A 13,400-nucleotide genomic window follows, 5' to 3' on the forward strand; every position below is an offset into this window, starting at 1 on the left:
GTGGCGTGCGGCGAGCGCCACTCCGGCCCCGCCATCGCGCTTTCCGCAGAAACCGCCTACTCTTTAAACATCGGGCCAGCGCCCTTCCTGCGGGCCGGACGGCGCGCAGCCGCGCGCCGCCCGGACGGTCGATGCGCTTCCAACGCCATTGGCATCTGCCGACGCCCGACGCGTCGGGCCGACATTCCCACCACCCGCTGTCGGCGCGGGTCGCGCGCGCCGTGCTGTTCGCGGCGCTGCTCGTCGTCTGCGCGGTCGCCGCGGCGCCGCGCGCCGCGAGCGTGCCCGCGGCCCATCCCCCCATCATCGTGATCCCGGTCAGCGGCGCGATCGGGCCGGCCAGTGCCGATTTCATCGTCCGCTCGCTCGGCCGCGCGGCGAAAGAGCGCGCGCCGCTCGCGATCCTGCAGCTCGACACGCCGGGCGGCCTCGATTCGTCGATGCGGGTGATCATCAAGGCGATCCTCGGCTCGCCGGTGCCGGTCGCCGCATTCGTCGGGCCGAGCGGCGCGCGCGCGGCGAGCGCGGGCACCTACATCGTGTACGCGAGCCACGTCGCGGCGATGGCGCCGGGCACCAACCTCGGCGCGGCGTCGCCGGTCCAGTTCGGCATCGGCGGCGCGCCCGGGGGCACCCCGCCGTCGCCGACCGGCGGAGCAGGAACGTCGCCCGCGTCGGGCGCGTCAGGCGCATCGGGCACGCTGCCCAGCGACACGCAATCGACCGAGGCTCGCAAGGTGATGCACGATTCGGCCGCCTACATCCGCGGCCTCGCGCAGTTGCGCGGACGTAACGCCGATTGGGCGGAGCGCGCGGTGCGCGAAGCGGTCAGCCTGTCGGCGAGCGAGGCGCACACGCAGCACGTCGTCGACGTGGTCGCGCTGGACCCGGCCGACCTTGCGCGCCAGCTCGACGGCCGCACCGTGACGACGTCCGCGGGCGCGCGGCATCTCGCGACCGCGCACGCGCCGCTCGTCGTCGTCGAGCCCGACTGGCGCAGCCGCTTCCTGTCGATCATCACCGATCCGAACGTCGCGCTGATCCTGCTGACGTTCGGCATCTACGGGCTGTTCTTCGAATTCGCGAACCCGGGGTTCGTGCTGCCGGGCCTCGTGGGCACGATCTGCCTGCTGATCGGCCTGTTCGCGATGCAATTGCTGCCGGTCAACTACGCGGGCCTCGGGCTCGTGCTGCTGGGCCTCGCGTGCCTCGTCGCCGAGGCGTTCCTGCCGACCTTCGGCGTGCTCGGCTTCGGCGGCATCGCGTCGTTCACGATCGGCGCGCTGATGCTGATCGACACCGACGTGCCCGGCTACGGGATTCCGTGGCCGCTAATCGCGAGCCTCGGGCTCACCGGCGGGCTGCTGGTGGCCGGCGTGTCGAGCCTCGCGCTGCGCGCGCGGCGCCGCCCGGTCGTCACCGGCGGCGAGGCGATGGTCGGCAGCATCGGCGAAGTGCTCGACGACGGCCTCGTGCCCGACCAGCCGCAAACGGCCGGCGGCCCCGAGCCGTCCGCCGCCGGCTGGGCGCTGGTGCGCGGCGAGCGCTGGCGGGTCGCATGCAGCGCGCCGCTCGCCGCGGGCTGCCGGGTGCGCGTCACGGGCCGCCAGGGGCTGATGCTGACGGTCGCCCCGCTCTATGACACGCCGCCGACTTCGGTCGTAAAGGGAGAACAACAATGATTGGCTATACGTTCGGCTTCAGCAGCCTGCTGATCGTTTTCGCCGTGCTGCTCGTCGCGTCGTCGATCCGCATCTTCCGCGAATACGAGCGCGGCGTCGTGTTCATGCTCGGCCGCTTCTGGAAAGTGAAGGGGCCGGGGCTCGTGCTGATCATCCCGATCGTCCAGCAGGTGGTGCGCATCGACCTGCGCACCGTCGTGTTCGACGTGCCCGCGCAGGACGTGATCACGCGCGACAACGTGTCGGTGAAGGTGAACGCGGTCGTGTATTTCCGCGTCGTCGATCCGGAGAAGGCCGTGATCCAGGTCGCGCGCTTCTTCGACGCGACGAGCCAGCTCGCGCAGACGACGCTGCGTTCGGTGCTCGGCAAGCACGAGCTGGACGCGCTGCTCGCCGAGCGCGAGCAGTTGAACGCCGACATCCAGAAGACGCTCGACTCGCAGACCGACGCATGGGGCATCAAGGTGTCGACGGTCGAGATCAAGCACGTCGACCTCAACGAGACGATGGTGCGCGCGATCGCGCGGCAGGCCGAGGCCGAGCGCGAACGGCGCGCGAAGGTGATCCACGCGGAAGGCGAGCTGCAGGCGTCCGAAAAGCTGCTGCAGGCCGCGCAGCGGCTCGCGCAGCAGCCGCAGGCGATGCAGCTGCGCTACCTGCAGACGCTGACGACGATCGCGGCCGACAAGAACTCGACGATCGTGTTCCCGCTGCCGGTCGAGCTGCTGAGTTCCTTGCTCGAGCGCTTCGGGCCGCCGCGCGAGCGCTGAGCGCAAGGCGCTCCGCGCCCGCCGCGCTTCAAGCCAGCAGCCTGCGCTCCGTCTTGCCGTACTTGATCGACTTCTCGTCCGGGATCATCAGGCCCGTGTGCTCGTCGCGGCCCTGCAGCAGGAAGCGCGCGTCCGGATTGCCGATCTGCGCGGCCGCGAGCTTGCTGTCCGCGCCGATCTCGCCCTTCTTCATCCGGTTCACGATCACGCCGACCGCGGTGTCCTTGAAGTCGCGCAGCATCCACGCGTCGCCGTCGCTGTCGCCGAACACCAGCAGCGGACCGTAGCCCTTCTTCGATTCGAGCACGTTGCGGATGCCGACGGTCTTGCCCGGGCCATAGTTGAAGTGCCAGCCGTCCGGGTAGTGGCTGACGTACTTGCCGTCGCGCATGTCCAGACGCAGGCCGATCACGTTCTCCGGCGGCACGCCGTAGCCGTAGTTCGGGTGGCCGGCGAACACGCGCACGACGTCGTCGATCGATGCGGTGCTCACGTACACGTCGATGCCGTTCGCGCGCAGCGTATGCATCACCGCGCGAATCTCCTCGTGAATGCGGATGCCGTGGAAATGCGTGGCGGCGACGACGCCCGCCTTGCCCGGCAGCGTCTTCGGGCTTTCATACTTCACCTTGCGCAGCGCGTCGCCGATGCCGTAGTCGTTCGACGCCTGCGCCATCGCCTGCAGCTCGGCGGTCGTCATGTTCCGGTAGAAGTAGATGATCCACTTGTAGCCGATCTCGAGCGGATGCGTATCGCAGATCGCGTCGTACATGAAGTACAGCTTCGTGCGGAAATCCTTGAACTGATCGGTCTCGCGAATCTCGTCGAGGCTCTTGCCGCCGCCGAAGCCCTGGTAGTTCGCGTAGAGCCAGCGATAATCGGCCTCGACGTCGGCGGCGAGGTCTTCCATCGTCACCGGCTTGCCGTCCACCGTCGTGTAGTCCTTCGCGAACGCGCCCTTCGGCACGTCCTTCCACATCACGTCGACGAATTCGTCCGGCGTCAGCTTGTACTGCAGATGGTTGATCTGGTACATCAGCAACGCTTCTTCGCAGTCGTTCATGATGCACGTGTTGTCCCAGTCGAACACCGCGTACGGGCGCCGCTTCGCGTCGTAGCGCTTGCTCCCGACGCCATGCTGGTCGAGCACCGCCTGCAGGCGCGCGGCATTGAACGGCGACCAGCGGCCCGGGTCCAGCGCGTCCGGCGCAGCGGCGTTCTTCGCGTCGGCCGTGCCGGCCTTGAGCATGAGCGACGTCGCGGCGGTGGCCGCGGCAAGGGTGTTGATGAACGTGCGGCGTTGCATGGTCTCTCTCCGTGGAAGTGACGATTCGGATCCGGTCGCTACCCTGCGCGACGCGCGGCGCGCATCGCGGCGCACCGGCGGCTCATCGGCCCGGCGAAGCCGGGGCGGCTCCGAAATGGGGGCGAATGATCTGCCGAAAATATTGCGGCAATATGACAGCGTCGCGCCACGACGCGACGTCGAGTTGATCCGAAACGACACGTGTGCGCCACGATCCGGCGGTGCACCTGAGTCAACGCTCCGGCGCATTGAACACGGAAGCCGAAATTTCGAAAGCCGGCGTCACTCAGGAAGCGCACAAGCCGAAGCGCGGCAGCAGGTCGTGCAACACGAACAGCCGCTGGTATTGCACCGCGTCGTGGAAGCGTTTCCAGTCGGAAGTGAGGAAGCCCGGCGTGAATGCGAAAGTCTCGTCTTCTTCCGCTTCGGGGTCCTGCGGGTCCTTGCCGAGGGCGAGCATCTTCCACGAGGTCGGGCCCTGGCTGGCGTAGGTGATCTGCGCCGCGCCGAACGAGAACGTGCCTTTCGCGATCGCGGCAATCCAGGTTTGGTGCCGCGCTTCGCCATCGATCTCCTGAGTGCCGCGCAGCAAACTGTCGATCGCGGCGGCGTCCGCGGGTGGCAGCGCCACGTCCGCCAACTTCTCGTCGCCGGCGACGTAGCGCCGCACCATATTGAAGGCGCCGCCCGCGGCGGCAAGGAAGTCGGTCGGGTTGTCGCGCCGCACCGTTTCGCCGTTCTTGCGCGTGAAGTGCCATCGAATGAACGGGATGTCGGGAAACGTGGTGGCCGCCGCGTGCCCCACGGGCAGGAAGTCGGCGAGGTAATTCGCCAGCTTCTGCCTGAAGCCCGTCATCGCGGCATAGGCGGGGGAAGCGTTGTAGGCGGAATCGTCGTTCACGCCCACCTCCGCGAGGTCGTTGAGATCACACACGCCACCGACGAACTGCTGGTGCGCCCAGGTATCGACGTAGGTATGCAGCGCGACGCCGAACCGGTGCAGCGCAAACGGCAGGTCGCGGCGACGGATGCAGTCCGCGACCATCGCGCGCGCAACTTCGCTGTCCGGCTTGCATATCAGCCGGTACTGAAAAGCCTCTTCGGGCGTGCAGCCCGGCGGCGGCGCGGCATTGCCGGGCAGAAAGTGGAAGGGAAGCCAGACCAGCCGGTTGTCCGCCTTTTCGGCGTTCGTGAGGTTCAGCATCTTGTGCGAGGACGTGACCCGCACGTAGCGCTCGCCGCTGTCGAACTGCAATGGGCCGTCGCAGGTTGCGTCGTCGACGTATTGGGCGGCCTGGGCCACCGTGCTCGCCTCATCGTGCGGCATTCCGCCGAGCCGGGCGGCCACGTAGGTGACGGCGTGATGGAAGTCGATTTGCATGCGGTCCTCCGGGAAGGAGACGACAAGCACGAGTGAACACGCCGGCACGGTCGCGTGCGTGAATCGAGGCACCACACGGCGCGTTTGACATTGTCAAATATATGGACAATGCTGTCCAGATAAGAAGTAAGAAGGGGGCTCCCATGCCGAAGGAAGAAGTGGTTGCGTTTCGCGCGGATGACGGCCATGGGTGCAACCTCGTTCACGTCCTCGGCGCCGGCCGGCCGACGAAGCCCCCTGTCCTCCTGGTTCACGGCGCCGGCGTTCGCGCCAATATCTTTCGCCCACCTAACAACACGACTTTCGTCGATGCGTTGATCGACGAGGGCTACGACGTCTGGCTGGAAAACTGGCGGGCCAGCATCGATCTTCCGCCGTGCGAGTGGACGCTGGACGACGCGGCCCTGTACGACCACCCGGCCGCGGTGCGCAAGGTCGTCGAGCTGACGGGCGCGCCCTCGATCAAGGCGGTGGTGCACTGCCAGGGCTCGACCAGTTTCATGTTGTCCGCGGTGGGCGGCCTCGTTCCGCAAGTCGACACCATCGTGTCCAACGCCGTGTCGCTGCATCCGCAGGTCTCGACGATCTCGCATCTCAAGGGGCGCTACGCGCTGCCCGTCGTCGGCGCGATGACCGACTACCTCGATCCTCGATGGGGCGAACATGCCACCGGCGTCGTGCCGAACCTGCTCAAGGGCCTCGTGCTGCTCACGCACCACGAATGCGCAAACGGCGTCTGCCGCTTTTCCAGCTTCACCTACGGCACCGGCTTCCCCGTGCTGTGGCGCCACGAAAACCTCAGCGACGCGGTGCACGACTGGATCCGGCAGGAATTCGCGCAGGTCCCGATCTCGTTCTTCCGGCAGATGACCCGGTGCCTGGACGCCGGCCGCCTGGTGTCGAAGCTGCCCGGGCTGCAGGCCGACCCGACGGCCCAGCCGCCGAAGACGCAGGCGCGCTTCGCGTTCATCGCCGGCGAGCTCAACGATTGCTTCAAGTGGCAGAGCCAGCAGGCCACGTTCGACTGGTTCGAGCGGCACCGGCCGAACTATCACGAGCTTCACGTGCTGGGCGGCTACGGCCACCTCGACGTCTTCATTGGAAAGCACGCCGCGCGAGACGTATTTCCCGTCATGCTGGCGGCGCTGGCTGCGCGTCACTGACTCACGGCAAACCAAGGAGGCCGGCGATGGCTATCCCGATGCGACAGACGCGGCTCGCGGGCCGCCATGCGCTGGTCGACGACATCCCGTTCCGGATGCCGGTCGCCTCCGACACGTCGCCGGCGCTGATGGCGGTGTTCTCGATCGATCTCGACGCGGCGCGCCGCGTGATTCCGGGCAACGAGGTGCATCCGTTTCAGCTCTGGCGCCGCGGCTTGCTCGTCGTGACGGTGATCGACTATGTCGTCACCAACATCGGCCGCTACGTCGAGTACTCGATCGCCATCGCGTGCACGCACGGCCGGCGTCCTCCGCCGCGCCTGTTGCCGGGCCTGCTGATGAAGACCTTCGGCACCGGGCAATACGTCGTGGACCTGCCCGTGTCGACCGATATTTCGGTGAAGGGCGGCCGCGGCATCTGGGGCATGCCCAAGCACCAGGCCAATCTCGACTTCGTGATCGGCGAGCGCTGGGTGAGCAGCCAGTACGACCTCGACGGCCAGATGATGATGCGCATCGACGTGACGAAGCCGAAATCGGCATGGCTGCCGGTCAGCACGGGCGCAGTCAATTACTGCTGCTTTCGCGGCATGCTCATGAAGTCCTATATCTATTTCAAGGGCAAGCTCGGCTTCTCGCTGTTCGCACCCGGCTCGGCACGCCTGTTCATCGGCGACCACCCGCGGATGGCGTGGCTGAAGACGCTGGATATCGATCCGACGCCGATCGCCACCGGGTTTTTCCCGTCCACGGCGGGTGTGCTCGACGATTATTTCGAATGCTGGTTCGTGACCGAGGCCGAGCCGCCCGCGCGGCCGATGCCGGGCCTCGAGACCACCTACCCGCTCGCCCCGTCGCAGCAATGGCTCGCGCCGCCGGCCCGCCCGGCCGACTGGGAATCCGCGCCATGACCGGCCGCCTGCTGATCGCCAACCACGCGTTCCTGCTGCTGTGCGCGTCGATTTACCTGGGCACGGGCGCGTCGCTCGTGCTGTTCTCGTTTCCCGTCGCACCGCAGCTCACGACCGACAACTACTACCTGCAGTTCGTTCCCCAGGTCACGGCGGCCACCGCGTTCTTCACGGTCATGACGAAGCTGATGCTCGCGAGCGGCAGCGTGATGCTGGTGGCCGAATGGCGCCAGCCCACGCGCTGGGTGCCCATCGTGGTGCTGCTCGGCGTGCTCGTCGCCACGTTCGTCACGCTCGGGTGGATCTTCCCGCTCAACGCCGAGCTGGCCGGCCACATCAAGGATGCGGCGAGACTGCGGCAGGTGCTGGACGACTGGATGCGGCTCAATCGGCTGCGCGTCGCGCTATGGTGCATTCAGTGGTCCGCGCTGGCCTGGTATTTCGCCCGCTGGGCCAATCGCGCCCGCTATTCCGCGCTGAGGTGACGATGGACGTCCTGAGCGTCGAGCGCCGAATGACGACCGCGATCGCCGCCATCACCGTGCTGACCGGCGCGGCTCAGGTGCTCGTACCCGGCGTGCTGGCGGCGCTCATCTCGGCCGCGCCGCCCGATGGGCTCGGGGCCCAGCTATTCGCGACGGTGGGCATGTTCATGGTGCTGTTCGGGGCCAGCCTGCTGCATGCGCAGCGCGCCACGGGAGCGCTTTCCGTGGTGCTGCTGTGGGGCGCATGCCAGAAGCTGCTTGCGGCGGCGTTCGTGGCCTGGGGTGTGATGCACGGCGTATTCGTTTACGCGGCGCTGCTGGTGGCGGCATTCGACGTCGCCAGCGGCCTGCTCTATCTCGACTTGCGACGCAGAGGGGGATGACCGGTGAAGCGCTCGCGCACGTTCATTCGCGGCAGGGCGTCATGAGCCCCGCGCATCGTCCCCCGATCGCCGCCGACGATCCGATGGCCCGGCGCGCGCTGGTGCTGGCGGGCGGCGGCATGCGCGTCGCCTATCAGGCCGGCGCGATCAAGGCATTGTTCGATGAAGGCTTGCGATTCAGTCACGCCGACGGCGCGTCGGGCGGCACGATCAACCTGTCCGCGCTGCTGTCCGGCGTGCTGCCGGACGAACTCTGCGCGCGTTGGCGCGCGCTGCCCGTCAAGGCGTTCGCCGCGCTCAGGCCCGTGACCGAATATCTGCACGTGGCCGACATGAGCGCGCTGGGCAGCGCGTCGGGCCTGACGGAGCACGTGTATCCGGCGCTCGGGATCGCCGTCGACCGCATCCGCGCGGCCGTCGGCATCGACGGCTCGTTCAGCGTCTGCTGCTTCGACAACAAGACCGTGGTGCCGATCCCCCACCCGAACCTCGACCTGCAGCGTCTGGTCGCGGCCGCGTCGCTGCCCATCTTCATGCCGGCCGTGATGGCCGACGGCAAGACCTGGACCGACGCGGTGTGGATCAAGGACGCCAACCTGATGAGCTGCGTCGAGCGCGGCGCGCGCGAACTGTGGCTCGTCTGGTGCATCGGCGACACGCCCGCCTACCACAACGGCGCGTTCAACCAGTACGTGCACATGATCGAAATGAGCGCGGTGGGCGCGCTGAACGGGGAGCTGGCCATGATTGCCGACATCAATCGACGCATCGCGCGGGGTGAGACCGTGTTCGGTCACGACCAGCCGATCGTCGTGCACGTGATCAAGCCGGAGGTGCCGCTGCCGCTCGATCCGGATTTCTACCGCGGCCGGATCGATGCCGCGACGCTGATCGACATGGGCTACCGCGACGCGCGGCGCACGCTGCGCGCGGGTACGTCGGCGCCGCTGGACCCGACGGCATCCGCGATGCGCGAGCCTGGCGTGGGCCTCGGCTTCCGCGAGACGATGGCGGGCGGCTTTTGCCTCGGCGCGACGGACCCGCAAGCAGGCGAACGCGATGGCCGTGCGTTCGTGCTGACCCTGCACGCGACGATCCACATCGAGGATATCGCGGCCTTCATCGACGATCCCCGGCACGTGGGCGGCCTGACGGGCCACATCGACTTCGCGCCGCTGGGCGCCGCGATGCCTTCGGAGTCCGGTGTTTTCGGCCTGTTTACGCCGAGCGGCGATCCGCGGCTGACCTATATGGTCTACGAGATCGGCTTTCGCCATGAAGGCCGCTCGTACTACCTCGCGGGCAAGAAGCATGTGCGCATCGGCAGCCCGTTCAGGATGTGGAGCGAGACGACGACGCTCTATACGACGCTGCACGAGGGCTGCGACGCGAGCGGCAAGGTGGTCGGCGCCGGCGTGCTGCATCTCGGCGTGCCCGAGCTCGTGCGGCTGATGGGCACGGTGCATGCGACGAACGCCAGGACGTCGGGCCGGGCGGCGAATGCGATCTGGCGGTTCTTCCGGTTTTTCGCATCGGAACTGTGGCGCACCTATGTCAGGAGATCGCCGTCATGAGCGCGATGGAATACGACGTCATCGTCATCGGGAGCGGCTTCGGCGCGGCGGTGGCGGCCTGCCGTCTCGCGGAGGCCGGACACAGCGTGCTGGTGCTGGAGCGCGGTCACCGCTGGACGCCCGATACGTATCCGCGAGACGAGTCCGACCCGTGGCTCTGGAACCAGTTGCACCCGCAACGATTCCACGGCTGGGCCGACCTGCGCGTGTTTTCCAATATGTCGGTGGTCGCGGCCGCGGGCGTGGGCGGCGGCTCGCTGATTTACGCGAACGTCTCGGTCGAGGCCAAACCCGACGCCTTCGACCGAGGCTGGCCGCCGGAGATCACCTACGACGCGCTCAAGCCTTACTACGAGCGCGTGGGCCGGATGCTGTCGGTCCAGGAGGTGCCCGACAACCAGATCAGCGAACGCACCCGCTTGCTGCGCGATGCCGCCGACGCCTGCGGCTGGGGCGATCGCTTTCGCAAGCTGCCGCTCGCGGTGTCCTTCTCGCCGACCTTCGATCCGTCCTTGCCCGATGCGCGCGACGACCGGCATTCAGTCAGGTACGTCAACGTCCACGGCGTCACGCAAGGCACGTGCGTGCACTGCGGCAATTGCGACATCGGATGCCAGGTGTCGGCGAAGAATACGCTCGACCTCAACTACCTGGCCGTGGCCGAGCGCCACGGCGCAAGAATCCTGCCGCTGCACGTGGTGCAAAAACTCGAGCCGCTCGACGAGGGATGGCGCGTGCATTTCGACGTCATCGATCCCGCCGCCGGCAGTTGCGCACCCGGCACCGCCACGGCGGCCAAGGTGATCGTCGGCGCCGGCTCGATCGGCAGCACCGAATTGCTGCTCCGCTGCCGCGACGAGCATCGCACGCTGCCGAATCTGTCGCCTCGGCTCGGCTGGGGCTGGGCCTTCAACGGCGACTTCGTCACCCCCACCTTCTACAACCGCCGCAAGATCTCGCCGTCGCACGGCGTCACCATTTCCGCCGCGATCGACCTGCTCGACCGGAGCGCCGCCAATGGTCAGGCGCTGTTCGTGGAGGACGGCGGCGTGCCCGATCTCGCGCACGACTTCGTGCGCAGCCGCCTGCGGCGTTCGCATGGCAGGGTCATGCGAACGTTCTGGCGGGCGTTTGCGCGCCATTTCGATTGCGATGATCCGGTCGACGGCATGATGCCGTGGTTCGGCCAGGCGATCGATCCGGGGGACGGACGCATGCGTCTCGGTCGCAGCTGGCTTGCCCCATGGCGCCGCGAGCTGCGGCTCGACTGGTCGTATGCGCGATCGAAGCCTGTCGTCGACGCGATGGTCGACGTGCATCGGCGCCTGTCGGCCGCCACCGGCGGCGAACCGTTCGTCCCGCCGACGTGGAGCGCTTTCCACAAGCTGATCACGCCGCATCCGCTCGGCGGCTGCAACATGGGGCTGACGCGCGCGGACGGCGTGGTGGACGCGGACGGAAAAGTATTCGGCTACGACGGGTTGTACGTGATGGACGGTGCGACGATCCCGCGTGCGCTGGGACTGAATCCTTCGCGCACGATCGCCGCGCTGGCCGAGCGCAATGTCGCCCGGCTGCTCGCCGCGAGCAAAGCTTGATTTCACGAACACATCCGGCGACGACATTTTTAGTATGCTCAATCAGGTGAGCCACTCGTCGGATCAAACATGTCGAAACATGCACGAATCATCACGTTCGCCACGGCATTGGTTCTGGCCGCGCCACTGGTTGCCTGGTCGACACCGGCGTGTTGCGAAACGGCCGACGTTCACATCGACGATCAGTCCGCCGCACAGTCGCTGATCCAGACCGTCACCCGCGAGATCCAGCAGGAAATGCGCACCCGCGCGATCGCGCCGAACGACACCGCGCGAATCATGGAGATCGTCAATCGCAACATCCTTCCGTACACGGATCTGCGCCGCACGACCCGACTGGCGATGGGCCCGTCCTGGAAAAAGACGACGCCCGAGCAACAGGACGCGATCACGAAACAGTTCGAGCAATTGCTGATCCACACGTATTCGGGCGCGCTCGGGCTCGTGACGCCCAACCTGGAGTTCCGGTATCCGCCCTCCCACGGGCCGGCCGACGCGACCGACACCGTCGTCAGGACGGTGGCCGTCTACAACGGCGAACCTGTCGAAATCAACTACCGCCTCTACCGCTCGCCGACGGGCTGGCGCGTGTACGACCTGAACGTGATGGGCGTGTGGCTCGTGCAGATCTACCGGCACCAGTTCAACGAGATCATCCAGCAGAAGGGCGTCGACGGGCTGATCCAGGCGCTTGCCGAGCAGAACAAGCGGCTCGCCGTGTCGCCGCGATCGTGGCAGTGACTCGAACCTAGGGTCTGTTTACATGCGGAACGCACATGCGTTGCCACGAGAACGGCCGCTCGCGAGGCGTGCGACGCCGCGAATACTGGACGTATTCGCAAGGAGCACAACGCGGCGAGCGGCCGTTCTCGTGGCAACCCCAAATTAAAAAATTCATTCCAGGGGAATGCCCGAAATCGCCCGCATGGCGGCGTCGCGCGTCGCTTGTTTGGCTCGGCCAAACGGCGCTCCTTCCTCCTTGCCCTGCGAGCGATTTCGGGCATTCGCATGTGCGTTCCGTATGTAAACAGACCCTAGAGCTTCCCCTCCAATTCCCCGCTCCATTGGGAGAAATCCTCATCTCCAGGGGCTGGCGCGTCCGGCGAAACCGTCTATGATCGTTACATCGAATAATGGCACATTAAAAGCTGACTGAATAACCCGGCGGCGGCGGCGACGCCCGGCGGGCGCGTTCCGGATCAGCGACGACACGCTTGCACGAAACCGGAGACGCCACGATGACCGACCATCCCCTGCCGGAAGTCCACCTGGACGAACTGCCGCAGTTCCGCGCCGTCCAGCAGCTCGCGTACCGCTGCGTGGAAACCGTCGGCGGCCTGCTCTACCCCGGGATCACCGAGAAGGAAGCCGCGCGCCTGCTCGCCGAATGGCTGCAGGACCACGGCGTGCGCGACTGGCTGCACAAGCCGTTCGCGTGGTTCGGCGAGCGCACCGCATTCGAGGGCTTCTCGGGCCTCAGGCACCTGGGCGGCTTCAATCTCGCATTCTTCCCGAGCCATCGCCAGCTCGAAACCGGCATGCCGGTGATCCTCGACGTCGCGCCGGTGCTCGACGGCATCGTCGCCGACGTCGGCTATGCGCACTGTCTCGGCGAGAACCCGATCCTCGAGCAGCTGCAGGACGACCTGATGGCGCACCGCGAGTTGATCGTGCGGCTCGTCAAGGCGCGCCGGCCGATGGCCGAAGTCGCGCAGGAAGTCGACGCGCTGTGCCGCCGCCAGGGCGTCGAGCCGCGCCACAAGGCGTATCCGTTCAAGGTGCTCGCGCATCGCGTCGCGAAGATCCACAAGCTTTCGAAGCCGCGCTTCGTCGCGCGCTTCGGGCTGAACGCGACCCGCAACCTGCTGCTCGACCAGGGCCGCGCCGCGAAGCGGCAGGGCTGGTCGCCGCTGTGGTCGATCGACCGCCGCTCCGAGCATGCGCCGGTGCCGGGCCTGTGGGCGGTCGAGCCGCACCTCGGCTTCGCGGGCGTCGGCGCGAAATTCGAGGAGCTGCTCGTGATCACCGACGACGACGCGTACTGGCTCGACGACGACCTGCCGCACGTGCGCCGCTGGCAGCGCCGCAAGGCCGGGCACGCGCACCCGGTCACGGCCTGACACCCCACCCTTTCCCGAACCTGAGCG

The 13,400-nt window shown here is 67.3% G+C and carries 12 protein-coding genes; 10 read left to right on the plus strand and 2 right to left on the minus strand.

Annotated elements, in window-relative coordinates; translation table 11 throughout:
- Window positions 1-131: 131 nt before the first annotated feature.
- Both KY49_RS32845 and KY49_RS32850 read left to right on the plus strand, forming a co-directional pair.
- Complete coding sequence (locus KY49_RS32845) at window positions 132-1,682, plus strand: NfeD family protein (RefSeq protein WP_042588413.1); 1,551 nt, start codon at window positions 132-134, stop codon at window positions 1,680-1,682.
- A complete protein-coding gene (locus tag KY49_RS32850) occupies window positions 1,679-2,452 on the plus strand; it encodes a slipin family protein (protein ID WP_042588414.1) in 774 nt (257 codons plus the stop codon). The genes KY49_RS32845 and KY49_RS32850 overlap by 4 nt, the downstream gene beginning before the upstream one ends.
- Window positions 2,453-2,480: 28 nt before the next feature.
- Here the strand turns inward: KY49_RS32850 and KY49_RS32855 are convergent, their stop codons facing one another.
- Together KY49_RS32855 and KY49_RS32860 are read right to left on the minus strand one after the other, a co-directional pair.
- Window positions 2,481-3,758 (minus strand): HAD family hydrolase, encoded by a 1,278-nt coding sequence (locus KY49_RS32855; protein ID WP_042588415.1) that lies wholly within the window; start codon window positions 3,756-3,758, stop codon window positions 2,481-2,483.
- A 286-nt stretch (window positions 3,759-4,044) separates the two neighbouring features.
- Complete coding sequence (locus tag KY49_RS32860; protein ID WP_042588416.1) at window positions 4,045-5,139, minus strand: DUF6765 family protein; 1,095 nt, start codon at window positions 5,137-5,139, stop codon at window positions 4,045-4,047.
- A gap of 143 nt (window positions 5,140-5,282) precedes the next feature.
- On the opposite strand from KY49_RS32860, the gene KY49_RS32865 reads away from it, so the two are divergent.
- From KY49_RS32865 to KY49_RS32900, 8 genes are all read left to right on the plus strand, one after another.
- Complete coding sequence (locus KY49_RS32865; RefSeq protein WP_082062489.1) at window positions 5,283-6,302, plus strand: esterase/lipase family protein; 1,020 nt, start codon at window positions 5,283-5,285, stop codon at window positions 6,300-6,302.
- Window positions 6,303-6,328: 26 nt separating this feature from the next.
- Window positions 6,329-7,213 carry an acetoacetate decarboxylase family protein gene (locus KY49_RS32870; RefSeq protein WP_231636613.1) on the plus strand — a complete coding sequence of 295 codons (885 nt, stop codon included), beginning with the start codon at window positions 6,329-6,331 and terminating at the stop codon, window positions 7,211-7,213.
- Window positions 7,210-7,698, plus strand: a complete 489-nt coding sequence (locus KY49_RS32875; protein ID WP_042588418.1) for an anthrone oxygenase family protein — start codon at window positions 7,210-7,212, stop codon at window positions 7,696-7,698. The genes KY49_RS32870 and KY49_RS32875 overlap by 4 nt, the downstream gene beginning before the upstream one ends.
- A gap of 2 nt (window positions 7,699-7,700) precedes the next feature.
- Window positions 7,701-8,081: a hypothetical protein gene (locus KY49_RS32880; protein ID WP_042588419.1), complete on the plus strand. Its 381-nt coding sequence runs from the start codon at window positions 7,701-7,703 to the stop codon at window positions 8,079-8,081.
- A complete protein-coding gene (locus tag KY49_RS32885) occupies window positions 8,078-9,655 on the plus strand; it encodes a patatin-like phospholipase family protein (RefSeq protein ID WP_042588420.1) in 1,578 nt (525 codons plus the stop codon). The genes KY49_RS32880 and KY49_RS32885 overlap by 4 nt, the downstream gene beginning before the upstream one ends.
- Window positions 9,652-11,253 carry a GMC oxidoreductase gene (locus tag KY49_RS32890; RefSeq protein ID WP_042588421.1) on the plus strand — a complete coding sequence of 534 codons (1,602 nt, stop codon included), beginning with the start codon at window positions 9,652-9,654 and terminating at the stop codon, window positions 11,251-11,253. The genes KY49_RS32885 and KY49_RS32890 overlap by 4 nt, the downstream gene beginning before the upstream one ends.
- A gap of 69 nt (window positions 11,254-11,322) precedes the next feature.
- The gene (locus KY49_RS32895; RefSeq protein ID WP_052495823.1) at window positions 11,323-11,994 is read left to right on the plus strand and encodes an MlaC/ttg2D family ABC transporter substrate-binding protein; all 672 of its coding nucleotides are present in this window, start codon (window positions 11,323-11,325) and stop codon (window positions 11,992-11,994) included.
- Between the two features lie 497 nt (window positions 11,995-12,491).
- Window positions 12,492-13,373, plus strand: coding sequence for a M24 family metallopeptidase (locus KY49_RS32900; RefSeq protein ID WP_042588928.1), 882 nt, complete (start codon window positions 12,492-12,494; stop codon window positions 13,371-13,373).
- The last annotated feature ends 27 nt before the right edge of the window (window positions 13,374-13,400 follow it).

Origin of the sequence: Burkholderia sp. MSHR3999 (assembly GCF_000833595.1) — a bacterium.
Taxonomy (GTDB): domain Bacteria; phylum Pseudomonadota; class Gammaproteobacteria; order Burkholderiales; family Burkholderiaceae; genus Burkholderia; species Burkholderia ubonensis.

Bases quoted from the DNA above. Each gene is read 5' to 3' on its own strand.
- KY49_RS32845 (WP_042588413.1), top strand. From the start codon at position 132: ATGCGCTTCCAACGCCATTGGCATCTGCCGACGCCCGACGCGTCGGGC.
- KY49_RS32850 (WP_042588414.1), top strand. From the start codon at position 1,679: ATGATTGGCTATACGTTCGGCTTCAGCAGCCTGCTGATCGTTTTCGCC.
- KY49_RS32855 (WP_042588415.1), bottom strand. From the start codon at position 3,758: ATGCAACGCCGCACGTTCATCAACACCCTTGCCGCGGCCACCGCCGCG.
- KY49_RS32860 (WP_042588416.1), bottom strand. From the start codon at position 5,139: ATGCAAATCGACTTCCATCACGCCGTCACCTACGTGGCCGCCCGGCTC.
- KY49_RS32865 (WP_082062489.1), top strand. From the start codon at position 5,283: ATGCCGAAGGAAGAAGTGGTTGCGTTTCGCGCGGATGACGGCCATGGG.
- KY49_RS32870 (WP_231636613.1), top strand. From the start codon at position 6,329: ATGGCTATCCCGATGCGACAGACGCGGCTCGCGGGCCGCCATGCGCTG.
- KY49_RS32875 (WP_042588418.1), top strand. From the start codon at position 7,210: ATGACCGGCCGCCTGCTGATCGCCAACCACGCGTTCCTGCTGCTGTGC.
- KY49_RS32880 (WP_042588419.1), top strand. From the start codon at position 7,701: ATGGACGTCCTGAGCGTCGAGCGCCGAATGACGACCGCGATCGCCGCC.
- KY49_RS32885 (WP_042588420.1), top strand. From the start codon at position 8,078: ATGACCGGTGAAGCGCTCGCGCACGTTCATTCGCGGCAGGGCGTCATG.
- KY49_RS32890 (WP_042588421.1), top strand. From the start codon at position 9,652: ATGAGCGCGATGGAATACGACGTCATCGTCATCGGGAGCGGCTTCGGC.
- KY49_RS32895 (WP_052495823.1), top strand. From the start codon at position 11,323: ATGTCGAAACATGCACGAATCATCACGTTCGCCACGGCATTGGTTCTG.
- KY49_RS32900 (WP_042588928.1), top strand. From the start codon at position 12,492: ATGACCGACCATCCCCTGCCGGAAGTCCACCTGGACGAACTGCCGCAG.